The organism is Streptoverticillium olivoreticuli subsp. olivoreticuli (assembly GCF_003391135.1).
Taxonomy (GTDB): domain Bacteria; phylum Actinomycetota; class Actinomycetes; order Streptomycetales; family Streptomycetaceae; genus Streptomyces; species Streptomyces blastmyceticus.
In genome coordinates this window covers 3,891,040-3,907,638 of record NZ_CP031455.1, presented here as the reverse complement: position 1 = coordinate 3,907,638, position 16,599 = coordinate 3,891,040, and the positions used below count along the sequence as shown (strand labels likewise).

The following is a 16,599-nucleotide window of genomic DNA, read 5'->3' as shown; positions in this document are numbered from 1 at the left end:
CGTCCCGCCGCCCGTCACCAACCGCCCTTTCGGACGGGGTGCCGGGCGGTTTCTGTTTGCCTACCGGCGGCGGACCTCCACCAGGAAACAGCCGAATTCCACCGCGCGGACGTGCACCAGGGCCACCGCCGGATCGGCGAAGACATCGCGCAGTGCGCCGTCCATCTCGGTGGCCCGTTCCTTCGGAATCTCGATCAGCGTCCCGCCGAGGATGTGCCCCTGGCTGCTGTAGGCGCGCAGCACTCGTCGAGCGCCGTGCATCTCGGCTGGATAGCCGGGTCCGGAGGTCTGCCCGCCGCACTCCTCCGCGTGAATGAACACTGGGCCGCACTCGTCGTACGCGCCGGGCTCGGTGCCCGTCTCCTCCGCCCAGCGGCGCAAGGGCGCGTACGAGACGAGGACGATCCGCTCACCCGCCTGGCTCCGCCGCAGGCAGCACCGCAACGGGGCCCCGCCCTCCGGATCGACGGCGGGATCCCGGGCGATACCGGCGTCGTCCTTCTCCCGCAGCTGCTTCAGCACGGCGGGCGCGATGGCCCGCGCTTCATGAGTCGTGGTCATGGCTCAAGCGTCCGCCGCGGCCTGTGGTGGCGCTGGCGGGAAACGGACGTCGGCCTTGCCCTACCTGTGAGCTGCATGCTTGATGCAGTGGCGGGGAAGCCTCCGGCTGATCTGCGCGATGACACAGCCACCTCCTTGAGAAAGGCCGTGCATCGAGTCGGTGAATCTTCGGAGTTCGGATCAAGGAGCGTCTGCAGATGGGGAACATGCTGCGCACCCTGCTCGTGCCGGTGGCCGTCGCGGCTGCCACCGTCCTCCCCGTCTCCACGGTCCATGCGGCCGGTGGGTACGACCGATGCCCTGCTGGCTACTACTGCATGTTCTCCGGCCTCGACGGCACCGGAGACGTGATCAAACTGACGAGGAGCACACCGGATCTCACGGTGCTCGGCATGAACGACAGGGCCAAGTCGGACTGGAACCGGACCTCGTCGGCCATCCACCTTTGGTCCGACGCAAACTACAGCGGCTGCACAACCGTCACCTCGGCCGGGCCAACCGGCAAGGGCAACTTCTTTCCCGCATACCGGGACTTCTTCAGCTCAGTGCAGTTCGACGGCCCGGGCGGCCCGAGCTGCGGCGCGCCGCCGGGCGAGGGCCGCTAGGGCCTGGGTCGACCCATCGGACACATGCTCTAGTGGCCGCCCCGTGATGCGAATGGGGCCTTGTGCTGCTGGACCTCCCGCCGCCATCGGACCTTGGCTACGCTGCCAAGTGGCCTAGTGCACTGCCTGAAGGAGAGTTGGAATGTCTCCCGAGATCGCACGTTCTCTACCGCCTTACATGCAGGTGCTCACACATCTGCGCGAACAGATCGTCAGTGGCCGGCTGGCCGAAGGTGACACCGTCCCCTCCGAGCGCCAACTCGCCGCGGACTGGGGCATCTCGCGGGCTACCGCAGCGAAGGTGCTCAACGAGCTGCGCCATGAGAAGTTGGTGACCGCCAAACAGGGGTCCGGGACCGTGGTCGCCTCCCGCGCGACCCTGCACCACTCCCCGTCCGACCGCCTCCAGTCCGCGGAGACCACAGGGCGCATTTATCCGCCTGGTCATTACGCCAAGATCCTCTCCGCTGGTCTCGAGCCCGCTCCGGCGCGCGTCGCGCTCGCCCTCGGGGTCGAAGAGGGTGAGGACGTGATCCGTCGTCGGCGAGTGACGTACGGCGAGGATGGCGTCCCGGTGTCGGCCTCCACGTCGTGGTTCGTTGCAGAACTCGGTGAGCAAGTACCCAAGTTGCTTCAGTGTGAGCGGGTCGTCGGCGGTACCCCGAAGGCCATCGAGGAGTACGCCGGCTGGTCCTGGCAGGACGGTCAGGATCTTGTCGGCGCCCGTCTGGCGACCGAGGAGGAGGCGGATCTGCTCGGTATCACCGAGCTCCCGGTCGCGCTGCTGGTCGGCTACAACTCCCTCTTCGATGCCGAGGGGAAGGTCATCGAGTACGGCGAGTACTTCACTCACGGTGATCGCTTCACCTGCTACACCTACCGGCGTCCCCGCGACTGACGTCCCCGTGCCCGGCCGCTCCGGTCCTTGGGGAGGCCGGGCCTTCGTTCCGATCTGCCTCACTCCGCCGCCGGGGCGTCTTCCCGCAGGACGAACCACACTTCCTTGCCGATGGGCCGCAGCTCGTCCCACAGCAGCGTGACCCCGGACGCGTGCGCGAGGCGGCGTACGAGTGTGAGCCCCCGGCCGGTCTCCGCGTCGGCGCGGGCGTTGCGCGGCCACGGCAGCCGCCTGGGGTCGTTGTCGCGCACGGCCACCACGACGCTGCCGTTGTCGTGGACGACGACCTCCACGGTGAGCGCGGTGACGCGCGCGTGCGTCACGACGTTGGCGACGGCGTCGGAGACGCAGACGCAGGCGTCGCCGATCAGCGGCTCGTGCGCGTTGGCCGCGAGCACGGCCGTGATGAAGCTCCGGGCCACGTGGGCGGTTGTCGCGGTCGCGGGGGCGGTCAGCTGGTAGGTCTGCGCGGTCTTGTGGACGGTGGTGGTGAGGGGAGTGGCGAGCGTTGCTGTACTCATGTTGTCTCCCAACGGGCGTGCAGGTAGCGGCACTTCGGGTCGTCCAAAGGTGCTGGCAAGACCGTAGGGGCAACTATGCTCCGTAGCAAGCTTGTCGCTTGAGAGTGGCCCGTACGAGTGGACCCATGGCACGGTTGCGCGGGACACTGTGCCGCGAGCAGGGGAAGGTGACATGCCGCCGAGGGACAACCCGAGCGCCCGACAGGTGCGCTTGGGCGCAGAGTTGCGGAAGGTGCGCGAACGTGCGGGGAGGACGGCCCGGGAGGCCGCCGGTTTGCTCTCCACCGATCAGGCCAAGATCAGCCACATCGAGGCGGGACGCATCGGCGTCAGCGAAGAGCGCATCCGGCGACTGGCGGCGTTCTATTCCTGCCGGGACGAAGCGCTGGTCGAGGCGCTCTGCGCGATTGCGCGGGAGCATCGGGGCCGGGGCTGGTGGGACGCCTACCGAGGGGTCCTTGCCCCGGGTTTCCTGGATATCGCCGAGTTGGAACACCACGCGACGTATCTCCGAGTCCTGCAACCGGTGACGTTCCCCGGTGTCTTCCAGACCGAGGGCTATGCGCGAGCCCTGTTCGGCAGCGTCATCCCCAAGCTGCCTTCAGAGGACATCGAAGCCCGGGTGGAGCACCGCCTGAAACGTCGCGCCATTTTCGAGCGCGAGACTCCTCCTCGGTTTGAAGCGATCATCCATGAGGCGGCCCTGCGTATGCGTGTTGGCGGCCGGAGGGTGGCTCATGAGCAGCTCGATCACCTTCTGCTGATGTCTGAGCGACCGACTACGACCCTGCGCGTGATCCCGTTCGCCAGCGATGAGTTCGTCGACGTCTCGCAAACGGTGCTGTATGCGGGCGGTGTCGTCCCTCAACTGGACACGGTTCAGATCGATACGCCGCTCGGGGGTCGATACCTGGACGCTGCGGCTGATCTCGACAGGTACCGGATGCTCTTCGACTTCGCAGAGGGCTCGTCCCTGGACCCGGTGGAGTCGCGGAGCTTTATTCACCACATCGCCAAAGAACTGTGAGAGCCCCAACGATGAGTACCGATACCAAGTGGCAGAAGTCTTCGTTCTCCACGGGGGGCGGCGAGCAGTGCGTCGAGATAGCCGCGCACCCCACCGGGGTCCTCATACGCGAGAGCGACGAACCGGGCGTGACCGCGAGAGCGAGCCACGCCCCCTTCGCCGCACTGATCACCGGCGTGAAAGCCGGCCGCTTCGACCGCTAGGGCTCGTGCCTGCTACGTGACGGGGGTGATGATCCACTTCTGGCGGGGTCCGCCCTTGGCCATGCCGTAGACGATCGCCGTTTTGGATTCGTTGTCGGATGTCCAGTAGCTCTTGTCCGCCCTGTCCTGGGTGGTGTCGGCGAAGCTGATGTAGCCGTTCTCGGCACGGAACTGCCCGGCCGGGTCAGTGTTGCAGCCGTGGAGTCCGAGCTCCCAGGCCGCACCCTTGGGAGCGGGGGAATCGAGGTGCTTCTTGAACGTCCCCCTGTGCTCCCCGCTGTCATCTTCGCCGGCGGCCTGCCCGAACACGGGGTCCATAACGAGGCACCGGCCGCTGGCACCAACGCTTTCCAGCGTCTTCGTCTTGGGGTTGTAACGCCACAGCTGGTTCTTGTTGTTGGTGCACTTCTCCAGGAAGACCGCTTGATCAGAGCGCCCAGCGCTGGGGTTTTCCACCGCGTGCGTACCGGCCTTCATAGCGCCTTGGGTATGCAGGTATGCCTCAAGGCACAGACCCGTCTCGGCGTTGGTGATTTTGAACGTCCCGGTGGGGAAGCCGTTGTTCAGCTGGGGCGTGGGAAGGCTGACACGGACGGGCGCGGTGACGTCCGGAGCCTGGAACACGGTGAGGACCCGGCGGGAGCTCAGCTCGCCGAGCGGGTTCCAGTATCTGGTGCTTGTCCTGGGGCCTACGTCGACCTTGTTGGTGGGGATGTGCAGACGGATGTACTGGTCGTTCTTGAAGGCGTAGACCCAGTCGGGTTCCCAGCGGAAGATCGCGTCGATCCCGCCCTCGAAGCCCGCCTCCTTGAACCCCGGCCAGTAGGCGACGATCGACTTCGGATAGCCCTCGTCGACCTTGTCGGTCTCAAGGTTGTAGCGCACGTAGTGCAGGCCCTTGAAGATGTAGACCGTCTTCTCGTCCCACCACAGGATCGAGTCGATCCCGCTGTCGAAACCCACGGCCCTCAGCCCCGGCCAGTACGAGCCGATCGACTTCGGGAATCCCTCGTCGACCGTCATCGTCGCCAGCGTGCAGCGCACGTACTGGTCCTCGTGCAGGAAGTAGACCTTGCCCGTCTTCGGCAGGTAGAGCGACGGGATGCTCCGGCCCGAGGCCGCCGCCTTCTCCATCCAGCGCCGCTGCTCGTCAGTGCCTTCCCAGGACTCCGCGAAGACCCGGGTGAAGTCCTTGTCGAGGGTGTCCGTCGGCGGGTCCCACTTCGCGTAGAGCACCGTGTTCTTGCTGGAAGGGTCACCGCCCGAGACGTAACTGTCGCCCATGCTGACGGCGTAGATCTTGTTCGCCACGGCGGACCTCCTGCTGCTGTCGACGGCATGGTGTGGCCGACCTCGCGATCCTGGGACCGGTTCGTGGCGGGCCACGCCCCGACAGCCTCACGTACCGCCAGGCAGTCGGCACCCCGGGTCAATGGCCGTTCGTCCATACGGGTGGCACGCCATCGGTGGCTACACAGCGCAAGCGCACCCTCACCCATGAAGTGAGAGATCAAATTCCGGTACCCCTTGCCGTTTATCGCCGCCTTAACCTACGGTGTCGTAACCTACGGATCCGTAAGTAAGATCATTCACCCCTGCCTGGAGCTGTCTGTGACCATCGCCCCCCTTCGCCACCACGCCCGGGCCGCATGGAGCGACAGCCGGCTGCTGTACGCGCTCGAAGAGGTCGTGGAAGCCGAGCTCAACCGGCATCTGAAGGTCGCCAAGGAGTGGATGCCGCACGAGTACGTGCCGTGGAGCGACGGGCGGAACTTCGACGGGGTGATGGGGGGCGAGGCGTGGGCGCCGGAGCAGTCGAAGGTCACCGATATCGGGCGTACCGCGCTGGTCGTCAACCTGCTGACCGAGGACAACCTCCCCAGTTACCACCACGAGATCGCGTCGCTCTTCGGCCGCGACGGCGCCTGGGGCACCTGGGTGCACCGCTGGACCGCGGAGGAGGGCAGGCACGGCATCGTGATGCGCGACTACCTGCTGACCTCGCGGGCCGTCGACCCGGTCGCGCTGGAGCGGTTCCGGATGCAGCACATGTCGGAGGGCTTCGAGTCCGACAACCGGCACAGCATGCTGCACTCCGTCGCGTACGTCGCCTTCCAGGAGCTGGCCACCCGCATCTCGCACCGGAACACCGGCCACCACTCCGGCGACCCCGTCTGCGACCGCATGCTCGCCCGCATCGCCACGGACGAGAACCTGCACATGGTCTTCTACCGCAACCTCCTCGGCAAGGCCTTCGAGCTGGCCCCCGACCAGACGATGTCGGCCGTCCGCGACGTCGTCGTCGGCTTCCGGATGCCGGGCCACGGCATCCCCGGCTTCGAGCGGGCCGCCGCGCAGATGGCCATCGGCGGGATCTACAACCTCCGCATCCACCACGACGACGTGCTCCAGCCGGTGCTGCGCTTCCTCAAGGTCCTGGAGATCACCGGCCTCGGCCCGGAGGGCCTGCGCGCCCAGGAGGAGCTCGGCCTGTTCATGGGCGGCCTGGACGCGGAGGCGACGAAGTTCGACGAGCGCCGCGAGGCCCTGCTCGCCCGCCGCCGGGCCCGCGCCGAGCAGGCCGCCGAGCAGGCCTGAGCCCCCGCGAAAAGCCGAAGGGCGCCCCCGGCCACGTGGCCGGGGGCGCCCTCAGTGCTGTCGTCAGGCAGCGGCGGCGGCGGCGTCCGCCGCCTGGGCCTTCAGGGCGCGCTCCACGCCCGCGCGCGACTCCGTGACCAGGCGGCGCAGGGCCGCGTTGGGCTCCGCGGCGGCCAGCCACGCGTCCGTGGCGTCCAGCGTGGCCTGCGAGACCAGCAGGGCCGGGTAGAGGCCGACCGCGATCTGCTGGGCGATCTCGTGGCTGCGGCTCTCCCAGATGCCCTTGACCACCGAGAAGTACTTCTCGCTGTACGGGGCGAGCAGCTCGCGCTGGTCGGGCTGGACGAAGCCGCCGATGACCGCTTCCTGCACCGCGTTGGGCAGCTTGTCGGACTCGACGACCGACGCCCACGTCTCGGCCTTGGCCTCGGCGGTGGGACGCGCGGCACGGGCCGAGGCGGCGTGCTGCTCGCCCGCCGACGTCTTGTCACGCTCCAGCTCGGCGGCGATCGCCTTCTCGTCGGCGCGGCCGGTCGCGGCGAGCCGCCCCAGCAGCGTCCAGCGCAGGTCGGTGTCGACGGCGAGGCCCTGGACCGTCTCCGTTCCGTCCAGCAGCGCCTGGAGCAGGTCGAGCTGCTCGTCCGTGCGGGCGGTGGCCGCGAAGGTCCGCGCCCACGACAGCTGGTGGTCGCTGCCCGGCTCGGCCGCGCGCAGCTGCTCCAGCGCCGCCTCCGTCCACGTGGCCAGGCCGGTCGCGCGCCAGTCCGGGGCCGCGTAGAGGTCCAGGGCCAGCTTCGTCTGCCGCTGGAGCGACTGGACGACGCCGATGTCCGACTCCTTGGTGACGCCCGACAGCACCAGGGACAGGTAGTCGCGGGTGGCCAGCTCGCCGTCGCGCGTCATGTCCCAGGCGGAGGCCCAGCACAGCGCGCGCGGCAGGGACTCGGTGAAGTCGCCCAGGTGCGCGGTGACGACCCGCAGGGACTCCTCGTCCAGGCGCACCTTCGCGTACGACAGGTCGTCGTCGTTGAGGAGCACGACGGCGGGGCGCTTGCGGCCCACCAGCGCCTCCACCGGCGTCAGTTCGCCGTCGACGTCCAGCTCGATCCGGTCGGTGCGCACCAGCTTGCCGCCCTGGAGCTCGTACAGGCCGATCGCGATGCGGTGCGGACGCAGGGTCGGCTCGCCCTTGGCACCGGCGGGCAGCGCGGGGGCCTCCTGCTTGACCGCGAAGGAGGTGATCGTGCCGTCCTCGGCGACCGCGATCTCCGGGCGCAGGATGTTGATGCCGGCCGTCTCCAGCCACGCCTTCGACCAGGTCTTCAGGTCACGGCCGGAGGTCTTCTCCAGCGCGCCCAGCAGGTCGGACAGGCGCGTGTTGCCGAAGGCGTGAGCCTTGAAGTACGCCTGCACACCCGTGAAGAACTCGTCCTTGCCGACGTACGCCACGAGCTGCTTGAGCACGGAGGCGCCCTTGGCGTAGGTGATGCCGTCGAAGTTGACGAGCACGTCGTCCAGGTCGCGGATCTCGGCCATGATCGGGTGGGTCGACGGCAGCTGGTCCTGCCGGTACGCCCACGTCTTCATGGAGTTGGCGAACGTCGTCCACGACTGCGGCCACCGCGAGCCCGGGGCGTCCGCCTGGCAGGCGATGGAGGTGTAGGTGGCGAACGACTCGTTCAGCCACAGGTCGTTCCACCACTCCATGGTGACCAGGTCGCCGAACCACATGTGGGCGAGCTCGTGCAGGATGGTCTCCGCCCGCGACTCGTACGCCGCGTCCGTCACCTTCGAGCGGAAGACGTACTGGTCGCGGATGGTGACCGCGCCCGCGTTCTCCATCGCGCCCGCGTTGAACTCCGGCACGAACAGCTGGTCGTACTTGGCGAAGGGGTAGTCGTAGGCGAACTTCTCCTCGAACCACTCGAAGCCCTGCCGCGTGACCTCGAAGACGGCGTCCGCGTCCAGGAACTCCGCCAGCGACGGCCGGCAGTAGATGCCCAGCGGGATGCTGCGCCCGTCCTTCTCGTACGTGCTGTGCACGCTGTGGTACGGGCCGGCGATCAGCGCGGTGATGTACGTGGAGATCCGCGGGGTCGGCTCGAAGCGCCAGACGTTGTCGGCGGGGCGCTCGGGCGTCGGCGAGTTGGAGATCACGGTCCAGCCCTCGGGGGCCTTCACGGTGAACCGGAACGTCGCCTTCAGGTCGGGCTGTTCGAAGGAGGCGAAGACGCGGCGCGCGTCCGGCACCTCGAACTGCGTGTAGAGATAGGCCTGCTCGTCGACCGGGTCGACGAACCGGTGCAGACCCTCACCGGTGTTGGTGTACGCGCACTCCGCGACGACCTTCAGCTCGTTGCGCCCGGCGAGCAGGCCCGGCAGCGCGATGCGGCTGTCCGCGAACACCTCGGCGGCGTCCAGCGCGGTCCCGTTCAGCACGACCTCGCGCACGGCCGGCGCCACCAGGTCGATGAACGACTCCGCGCCCGCCTCGGCCGCCTCGAACCGCACCAGGGTCTCGGAGCGGTACGTACCGCCCTCCTGCGCACCGGAGAGGTCGAGGTCGATCTCGTACGAGTCGACGGTGAGCAGCTGCGCGCGCCGCTGCGCCTCTTCGCGGGTCAGATTCGTTCCAGGCACCTGGGCATCTCCTTCTACATTGCGACGTTCGCGCCATCCTTCCATGCCGCCCGCGGGACGGCCTTGGACCGCGGACAGCGGAAAGGGCCGGACGCGAGGCGTCCGGCCCTTTCCGTGCATCGCTCACGGCGTCAGCCGCGCAGCTCCTTGGCGACCAGCTCCGCGATCTGGACGGCGTTGAGCGCCGCGCCCTTGCGGAGGTTGTCGTTGGAGAGGAAGAGCGCGAGGCCGTTCTCGGCGGTCTCGTCGGCGCGGATGCGGCCCACGTACGAGGCGTCCTTGCCGGCCGCCTGGAGCGGGGTGGGGATCTCGGACAGCTCGACGCCGGGGGCGTCCTTGAGCAGCTCGTAGGCGCGCTCGACGCTGAGGGGACGCTCGAAGCGGGCGTTGACCTGGAGGGAGTGGCCGGAGAAGACCGGCACCCGGACGCAGGTGCCGGAGACCTTGAGCTCCGGGATGCCCAGGATCTTGCGGGACTCGTTGCGGAGCTTCTGCTCCTCGTCCGTCTCGAAGCGGCCGTCGTCGACGATGCTGCCGGCCAGGGGCAGCACGTTGAAGGCGATGGGGCGCTTGTAGACGGCGGGCTCCGGGAAGGCCACGGCCTCGCCGTCGTGCGTCAGCCCGGTCGCCCGGTCGGCGACCTCGCGGACCTGGCCGTCCAGCTCCGCCACACCGGCGAGGCCCGAGCCGGAGACGGCCTGGTAGGTGGTGGCGATCAGCGCGGTCAGACCGGCCTCGTCGTGCAGCGGGCGCAGCACGGGCATGGCGGCCATGGTCGTGCAGTTCGGGTTGGCGATGATGCCCTTGGGGCGGTTCGCGATCGCGTCCGGGTTGACCTCGGAGACGACGAGGGGGACCTCGGGGTCCATCCGCCAGGCGGAGGAGTTGTCGATCACGACCGGGCCCTGCGCGGCGACCTTCTCCGCGAGCGCGCGGGAGGTGGCGCCACCGGCGGAGAAGAGCACGATGTCCAGGCCGGAGTAGTCCGCGGTGGAGGCGTCCTCGACCGTGACCCCGTCGAGGACGGTGCCGGCGGAGCGCGCGGAGGCGAACAGACGCAGCTCGCTCACCGGGAACTCGCGCTCGGCGAGGATCTTGCGCATGACTCCGCCGACCTGGCCGGTGGCTCCGACGATTCCGATCCTCACGGGTACTCCCTACTCCTGTACGCCTGTATGTACGGCTCCATCATGCGGTGCCGGGTGCCCCAAAAGTCCAATCCGTTGTCCGGGGTACGGACACCCCGGATCCTGCCGCGCGAACGCCGGACCGGCCGATTTCCAGCGGGTCCGGCGTTCGAGCACATGATCTAGTTCGCGGTGACGGTCAGGCCGTACGGATTCTCGAGCAGCGGTGACGTCCGGCGGGACTCCACCTCGATCTCCCACACGCCCGGGACCGGGTTCTTGTAGCTCCGGGAGTCGGGGCGGCAGGTGTTCGCCGGGTTCGGGTAGTTCGGGTAGCAGTTGACCGTGGAGGTCGGGTCGGCCGGGACGCCGTAGGAGTTGATCGCGATGAAGCGGGTCTGGCTGCCCGCCGCCAGGTCACCGAGGGCCACGTCCAGGGACTTGGCGCCCTTCGGCACGGTCACGAAGTACGAGGTGGTGGCGTTGCGCACCGCCTTGCCGGACTTCTTCAGCGGCTGCGCGACGGTCAGCGGCTCGGCGGCGATCACCGTCGTCATGATCTGCTGGTCGATGCCCTCGGTGCGGTCGTCGTCCACGGTGAGGATCGCGCTGTGCAGCCCGGCGGTCTTCGCCTTGGCCTTGACCTGGACGGTCACCGGCTTGTTCAGCGGCAGCCTCACCTCGTCGTCCCCGGCGAGCTTGAAGGTGCCGTCGTTGTTCCGCCACTTCAGCTCGTGCCACAGGGCCTTGTCGGGGCCCGACGTACGGGTGATGGTCACGTCGTACGTCCGGGTCTCGCCCGGCTTGAGGCCGCTCTCGCGGTCGTAGATGCCCGTGCCGAAGCCCGGCGTCTTGAGCCTGTCGGACAGCGCGGTGGAGACGGGCGCCTTGACGGTGTAGGTGTGCGCCGTCGCGTGGTCGCGCAGGGCGTCCCAGGCGTCCTCGATGTTGATCAGGCCCGAGCCCTGCTCGTACGCCTGCACGCCCTTGATCTGCTTGGCGGTGCTGGTCAGCGCGGTCCGCAGGTCGGCGGGGGAGAGCGGCATCCGCTTCTGCTTGGCGGCCGAGATCAGCAGCGCGGAGGCGCCGGCGGCCTGCGGGGAGGCCATCGAGGTGCCCTGGAGCATGCCGTAGCCGGGCGGGAGGTCGTAGCCGGCCTCCTTGACGGGGGCGCCGGGCTCCCAGGTGGGCGTGGTGTTGATCGACGCGCCGGGCGCGGTGATCGTCGGGGTGAAGCCGCCGTCCTCGCGCGGGCCGCGGGAGGAGAAGGGCATCATCGCGTACTTCGTGGTGACCTCGGAGCCGTAGTTCGCGGCCCAGGTCTCCTTCGACACGGCCGCGCCGACGCTGATGACCTTGTCGGCCAGGCCGGGGTCGCCGATGGTGTTGGCGCCGGGGCCGCTGTTGCCCGCGGAGATCACCAGCTGGACGCCGTAGGTGTCGATGAGGCGGGTGTAGAGCTCGGCGCGGGCGTTGTTGCCGTCGTTGAGGGCGGGGAGGCCGCCGATCGACATGTTGACGATGTCGACGCCGCGGTTGACGACGAGGTCGATCATGCCCTCGGTGAGCGCCACATTGGTGCAGCCGCCGCTCCAGGTGCAGGCGCGCGAGGAGACGAGCTTGGCGCCGGGCGCCGCGCCGTTCATCTTCCCGCCGAACAGCCCGTTGGCCGCGGTGATGCCCGCGACGTGCGTGCCGTGCTCGGACTCGATGACGCCGATGTTGACGAAGTCGGCCTTCTTGCCGATCCAGTCGCCGCCCTTGGGGTCCATCGGCACGTCCTTGCGGACCTGCACGACGAAGGGGATGCGCTCGGAGATCGGGGTGGCCGGGTCGTCCTTGCCGAAGTAGCCGACCTGGAAGCCGTCCTTGTACGGCTTCATCTCCTCGTCGTCGGAGAAGTCGCCGTTGTCGTTCACGTCGACGCGGACGGTGCCCTTGGCCTTGTCGTACAGCACCGCCCAGGAGTCGGTGGTGTCGCCGTCCCGGTTGAGGTCGCCGTTCATGTCGCCGCCGACGGTGGCGCTCTCGCGGAAGAGCGCGACCTCGTACGAGCCGTTGCCCGGCGCGGTGTACGTCCGGCCGCCGAAGGAGAAGCTGGGGCCGGTGACGTCGGACGTCATCGGCAGCCAGGTGTCGTCCTTGTCGGTCAGCGGGTCGGTGGCCGTGACCCAGTCGACGATCTTGCGTTCACCGGTGGTGGTCTTCTGGAGCGCCGGGTGGCCGAGGTCGATGCCCGAGTCGAGGATGCCGATGGTCACGCCGCGGCCGTCGGCCTTGGGGTGGTCCTCGACGAAGTCGACGGCGCCGGTCTCGAAGGCCGGCTGGTAGGGGTTCTTCGCCGGGGTGTCCTTGGAGGGGCCCGGGTAGGAGCCCGCCTTCCGCCCCTTGGCGCCCTGGACGGAGTCCGCCTTCGGCGAGGGGTCGGGAAGCTTGATCTCCTGCTTGAGGTCGATGCCGTGCACCGAGCCCAGCTTCTGCGCCTCGGCGATCGCGGCGTCGGCCTTCGGGGTCGGCACGGTGGCCCGGACGTAGCCGAGCTTGTCGTAGGTCTGCCCGACCGAGGCGCCCTTGATGGCGTCGAGCTTCCCGGCGACCTGGGCGGTCTGCCCCGGGGCGGTGGCGATCATCATGGTGACGGTCTTGTCGCCGTCGGCCTTGGCGTCGGCGAGCAGGGCCGCGTTGTGCGAACCGAGCTTGGAGGGACCCGAGTTGGGGCCCGGCGCGGGGGAGGGGCCCGAGGCGAGCGCGGGGGCGGCGCCCGCCGCGGTGAGCGCGGCCACCAGGGCGGCCGCGGTGGCTATTCGGGTCACGGCGTACGGCTTGTGTCTCGCGCCGCCGAGGGGCGCGGTCCGGTCTGCGGGGGTCATGAACATCCCTAGCTGGGTTGACGGCAGGAGCGGGCTGTACAGGGGGCGTCCGGAAATCGGAGCCGGATGACCGATCACTTTTATGGAAGTGACGGGGGTTTGGGGAGAGTTGTCAGTGAGGGAAAGTAAGAGTGGCGTAAACCCGCCATTCGCCACACGGGAGGAAGCATGCCGAAGGCCGTGAAGCGGTCATGGGCGTTCTCGCAGCTCAGAGGGTGTAGCGCAAACGGACTACAGCCTTGGTCCCAATACCGGCCGGGTGCTCCCCACGCGGGTGAACGCTGAGTGAGCGTCAGCTCGCCAGGGGACGAGTGGTGTATGTCGATTCGCAATCGCCAAGATCGATGTGAGGTGATCGGCGGCGGCCGTTGCGGTCGTGTTCACGCCCACGCCACCCCCACTGCCAACGATCCTCAGTGACAGGAACCAGGACCGCACCGACCCGCCAGCAGGACCCGCCGTCAAGCCCAGCATTCGCGTTCGCACTCGGGGAGACCGCATATGTACCGCAGATCTGACGGACCCGCAGCCGCCGGCCTCGACCGCCGTACGTTCCTCGCCGCGGCCGGTGCCGTGACCACCGCCACCGGCATCGGCATGGCCCTGGGATCGGACGGCAGCGCGGCAGCCACCGGCCCCGACGATTCCGCGGCGGCCTCCGCCAAGCAGGCGGCGGCCGCCGCCGCGGGCGCCCCCACGGGCGCGGGCACCACCCTCGTCTCCGTCGCGGCACCCCGCGGCAGCGGCGGCTACCGGCGGCTCGGCGACGGCCCCGGCTGGCCCCGCGTCGTGCGCCCGGACCTGATCGCCGGGAAGAACGGCCGGGAGGACCGGCGCTCCACGCTGGCCTCCTTCGTCCAGTTCACCGACCTCCACCTCACGGACGTCCAGCACCCGCTGCGCTACGAGTTCTTCCGCGCCGGGGAGCCCGGCGCCTGGCGCCCGCACGAGGCGCTCACCCTGCCCGGGGTGGTCTCCCTCGTCGAGCGCGTCAACAAGATCCGCCGCGGCCCGGCCACCGGCACCCCCTTCGGCTTCGTCATCACCACCGGCGACAACGGCGACGAGAACGCGAAGATCGAGGTCGAGTGGTTCCTGACCGCCCTCAGCGGCGGCCGGATGAACCCCAACACCGGCGACCCGCGCCACTACGAGGGCGTGCAGAACAGCGGACTCAAACTCTTCTGGCACCCCGAGAGCGCCCTGCGCGACCAGGACAAGCAGGTCGGCTACCCCCGCATCGACGGCTATCTCTCCGCCGCCACCCGCAGCGTCAACAGCCCCGGCCTCAACATCCCGTGGTACTCCACCTTCGGCAACCACGACCTGCTGTCCGGCGGCTGCTACCCCGCCGCGGGCACCTTCATCCAGGACGCCGCCGTCGGCAACAAGAAGCTCCAGATCATCTCCGCCGCGGACGCGAAGTGGCTCATGGACGGCGAGTCCAAGGGCGCCGACCCCAAGGGGGAGCGCATCCGTGAGCTGCTGCGCGTCCACAAGAAGGAGATGCGCACCGTCACCCCCGACCCGCGCCGCGTCCCGCTCACCCCGCACCAGTACGTCGCCGCCCACCTCGACCGCAAATACACCGGACACGGGCCCGTGGGCCACGGCTACTCCCGCGACAACCTCGACTCCGGCAAGCTCTACTACTCCTTCAAGGTCTCCGACAGCGTCGTCGGCATCAGCCTCGACTCGACCGACCCCGGCGGCCACTACCAGGGCTCCATCGGAACGGACCAACTCCTCTGGCTGGACCGGACCTTGCGGAACTACCGCGACAAATACGCCCTCGTCTTCAGCCACCACCCCAGCTGGAGCATGGACAACCTCACCCCCGACCCCGCCAGCCCCGACGACGACCGGCACGACGGCAACGAGCTGATCCGCCTCCTCCAGAGCCACAACAACGTCCTGGCCTGGATCAACGGGCACAGCCACCGCAACCGCATCCGGCCGCGCGGCACCTTCTGGGAGATCGCCACCGCCTCCCACGTCGACTACCCCCAGCTGGCGCGGATCATCGAGGTCACGGACAACCACGACGGCACGATGTCCCTCTTCACCACGCTCATCGAGTCCGCCGCCCCCTACCGCACCGACTTCGGCGACCTCTCCCAGACCGGCCTCGCCTCCCTCTACCGCGAGCTGGCCTTCAACGCCCCCGGCGCGGACACCTCCCTCGGCGGCGCGGCCGACGACCGCAACACCGAGCTGCTGCTCCCCAGGCGCTGAGCCCCCGGTCCCCACGCCGGTTCAGTGGGGCAGGACGACGAGATACGCGGCAGGGTCGCGGTCGGCCGACGCCATCACGGCGGTGCGGACCACCGCGGCCTGCTGGTCGGGCGTGTCCCGCAGCTTCTTCGGCGTCAGGTGCACCACCGTGATGCCGAGCCGCTCCAGGTGCTCGCGCTTGCGGTACTGCTCCGACCACAGCGCCTCGTCGTCCTGGCGCGGCGTCCGCGAGTCGATCTCCAGCGCGACGCTGTGCTCGGGCCAGAACGCGTCCACCCGCCCGAGGGACGGGCCCCCGGGCAGCCGGAGGTCCACGTTCCACAGCGGTACGGGCAGCCCGTGCTCGCGCACCAGGTCGTACAGCCGGCCCTCCGCGACGGCCCGGCTCTCGGCGAGCAGGGTGTCCACGGCGTCCACCACATGGGGCCGCCCCAGCAGCCGGGCGCGCGTCAACTCCCGTACGACGGCCTGCGCTTCGCAGTGCCCGCCGCGCACGGCCTCCGTCAGCACCCTGCGCACGGCGGACGCGTCGGTGAGCTCGGCGACGGCGTCGGCCACCGCGCGCGCCACGGGTGCGACCGGGATACCCGTCAGCGTCTTCGGGTGCGGCAGGGCGTGCGCCCGCACGAGCCGGACGAAGCCGGTCGTCCGCAGCCTCCGGGTGCGCGGCACGAGCACGTCGATCTGGTCGAGGGAGAGCAGCGGGGGGACGGACGTGAAGCGGTGCAGGGCGAGCGCCGCCATCCCGGTGATCATCGCGTCGCCGTACGGGCCCGCCGCGGCCTGCCGGGCAGCGGCGGTCGCCGTGCCGGGGCCGGGCTGCGAGGGCAGGCCCTGGGCGCGCGGCATGGTGTACATCAGCGCGGCGTGCAGCCGCTCCTCGCTGGTGGCGGGCCCGGTGCGGAGCAGGAACACGCCGGGGAGCAGCTGCTGCCAGGGCCCGCCGGGGCGGCAGCGCTCGGTCACGACGGCGCCCGGCACGCCGTGGTCGCGGAGCTGACGCGACGTCATGACACGGTGGCGCACGTCCGAAAGGTGGTGCAGCGGGCGGGGCGAGAGTGGGGTTCCGTGATTCATGTCTAGCCAGTGCCGCTGTTCGCGGTGGCTCTAACCCGGTGTTACAGGCCCGTAGGCAAATCCGGACAACTCTGTCCTAAAGTACGGGCGTTCGACGACCGAGGGGGGAGATCCTCCCCAACCCCGCCCCTTCCCGCAGCGTCTGATGCTCGGCTCCGCCGAGGCCGGGGCTCCGCCCCGGACCCCCGCCCGGGTGCGGCCCGGTGGGTTGTCTCCCCAGCCCCGCCCCTTCCCGAA

12 protein-coding genes and 1 pseudogene are annotated in these 16,599 nt (G+C 69.4%); 6 read left to right on the top strand and 7 right to left on the bottom strand.

The genetic code is table 11. The features are described from left to right. Positions 1 to 60: 60 nt before the first annotated feature. Positions 61 to 561: a DUF1203 domain-containing protein gene (locus tag DXZ73_RS16975; protein ID WP_116211839.1), complete on the bottom strand. Its 501-nt coding sequence runs from the start codon at positions 559 to 561 to the stop codon at positions 61 to 63. A 206-nt stretch (positions 562 to 767) separates the two neighbouring features. Between DXZ73_RS16975 and DXZ73_RS16970 the strand changes: the two genes are divergently transcribed. Both DXZ73_RS16970 and DXZ73_RS16965 read left to right on the top strand, forming a co-directional pair. Beyond that, the gene (locus tag DXZ73_RS16970; RefSeq protein WP_240351374.1) at positions 768 to 1,166 is read left to right on the top strand and encodes a peptidase inhibitor family I36 protein; all 399 of its coding nucleotides are present in this window, start codon (positions 768 to 770) and stop codon (positions 1,164 to 1,166) included. A 142-nt stretch (positions 1,167 to 1,308) separates the two neighbouring features. Further along, positions 1,309 to 2,064 (top strand): GntR family transcriptional regulator, encoded by a 756-nt coding sequence (locus DXZ73_RS16965; protein WP_116211837.1) that lies wholly within the window; start codon positions 1,309 to 1,311, stop codon positions 2,062 to 2,064. 59 nt (positions 2,065 to 2,123) lie between these two features. Here DXZ73_RS16965 and DXZ73_RS16960 read toward each other — a convergent pair whose 3' ends face one another. Next, positions 2,124 to 2,585 (bottom strand): ATP-binding protein, encoded by a 462-nt coding sequence (locus DXZ73_RS16960; RefSeq protein ID WP_162890230.1) that lies wholly within the window; start codon positions 2,583 to 2,585, stop codon positions 2,124 to 2,126. A 172-nt stretch (positions 2,586 to 2,757) separates the two neighbouring features. Here DXZ73_RS16960 and DXZ73_RS16955 point away from each other — a divergent pair, with 172 nt between their 5' ends. Next, on the top strand, positions 2,758 to 3,612 hold the full coding sequence (locus DXZ73_RS16955) for a helix-turn-helix domain-containing protein (protein WP_116211835.1): 855 nt from the start codon (positions 2,758 to 2,760) through the stop codon (positions 3,610 to 3,612). Between the two features lie 11 nt (positions 3,613 to 3,623). After that, the gene (locus DXZ73_RS16950) at positions 3,624 to 3,815 is read left to right on the top strand and encodes a DUF397 domain-containing protein (protein ID WP_116211834.1); all 192 of its coding nucleotides are present in this window, start codon (positions 3,624 to 3,626) and stop codon (positions 3,813 to 3,815) included. A 12-nt stretch (positions 3,816 to 3,827) separates the two neighbouring features. Here the strand turns inward: DXZ73_RS16950 and DXZ73_RS16945 are convergent, their stop codons facing one another. Continuing rightward, positions 3,828 to 5,126 (bottom strand): hemopexin repeat-containing protein, encoded by a 1,299-nt coding sequence (locus DXZ73_RS16945; protein WP_116211833.1) that lies wholly within the window; start codon positions 5,124 to 5,126, stop codon positions 3,828 to 3,830. 300 nt (positions 5,127 to 5,426) lie between these two features. Here DXZ73_RS16945 and DXZ73_RS16940 point away from each other — a divergent pair, with 300 nt between their 5' ends. Next, positions 5,427 to 6,413, top strand: a complete 987-nt coding sequence (locus DXZ73_RS16940) for an acyl-ACP desaturase (RefSeq protein ID WP_116211832.1) — start codon at positions 5,427 to 5,429, stop codon at positions 6,411 to 6,413. 63 nt (positions 6,414 to 6,476) lie between these two features. Here the strand turns inward: DXZ73_RS16940 and pepN are convergent, their stop codons facing one another. The 3 genes and pseudogenes from pepN to DXZ73_RS16925 all read right to left on the bottom strand — a co-directional run. Then, complete coding sequence (pepN, locus tag DXZ73_RS16935; protein WP_116211831.1) at positions 6,477 to 9,053, bottom strand: aminopeptidase N; 2,577 nt, start codon at positions 9,051 to 9,053, stop codon at positions 6,477 to 6,479. 131 nt (positions 9,054 to 9,184) lie between these two features. Further along, positions 9,185 to 10,201, bottom strand: a complete 1,017-nt coding sequence (locus DXZ73_RS16930) for an aspartate-semialdehyde dehydrogenase (protein WP_116211830.1) — start codon at positions 10,199 to 10,201, stop codon at positions 9,185 to 9,187. Positions 10,202 to 10,374: 173 nt separating this feature from the next. Next, positions 10,375 to 13,050: pseudogene (locus tag DXZ73_RS16925) on the bottom strand (S8 family serine peptidase); the annotation flags it as partial. Positions 13,051 to 13,551: 501 nt separating this feature from the next. Here DXZ73_RS16925 and DXZ73_RS16920 point away from each other — a divergent pair. Next, entirely contained in the window at positions 13,552 to 15,285 is a 1,734-nt protein-coding gene (locus tag DXZ73_RS16920) for a TIGR03767 family metallophosphoesterase (RefSeq protein ID WP_116211829.1), read from the top strand. 21 nt (positions 15,286 to 15,306) lie between these two features. Here the strand turns inward: DXZ73_RS16920 and DXZ73_RS16915 are convergent, their stop codons facing one another. Then, positions 15,307 to 16,362, bottom strand: a complete 1,056-nt coding sequence (locus DXZ73_RS16915; RefSeq protein ID WP_116211828.1) for a hypothetical protein — start codon at positions 16,360 to 16,362, stop codon at positions 15,307 to 15,309. Positions 16,363 to 16,599: the final 237 nt, after the last annotated feature.

What these genes read in the sequence shown, in the direction of transcription:
- DXZ73_RS16975 (WP_116211839.1), bottom strand. Translation starts at nt 561, where the DNA reads ATGACCACGACTCATGAAGCGCGGGCCATCGCGCCCGCCGTGCTGAAG.
- DXZ73_RS16970 (WP_240351374.1), top strand. Translation starts at nt 768, where the DNA reads ATGCTGCGCACCCTGCTCGTGCCGGTGGCCGTCGCGGCTGCCACCGTC.
- DXZ73_RS16965 (WP_116211837.1), top strand. Translation starts at nt 1,309, where the DNA reads ATGTCTCCCGAGATCGCACGTTCTCTACCGCCTTACATGCAGGTGCTC.
- DXZ73_RS16960 (WP_162890230.1), bottom strand. Translation starts at nt 2,585, where the DNA reads ATGAGTACAGCAACGCTCGCCACTCCCCTCACCACCACCGTCCACAAG.
- DXZ73_RS16955 (WP_116211835.1), top strand. Translation starts at nt 2,758, where the DNA reads ATGCCGCCGAGGGACAACCCGAGCGCCCGACAGGTGCGCTTGGGCGCA.
- DXZ73_RS16950 (WP_116211834.1), top strand. Translation starts at nt 3,624, where the DNA reads ATGAGTACCGATACCAAGTGGCAGAAGTCTTCGTTCTCCACGGGGGGC.
- DXZ73_RS16920 (WP_116211829.1), top strand. Translation starts at nt 13,552, where the DNA reads ATGTACCGCAGATCTGACGGACCCGCAGCCGCCGGCCTCGACCGCCGT.
- DXZ73_RS16915 (WP_116211828.1), bottom strand. Translation starts at nt 16,362, where the DNA reads ATGAATCACGGAACCCCACTCTCGCCCCGCCCGCTGCACCACCTTTCG.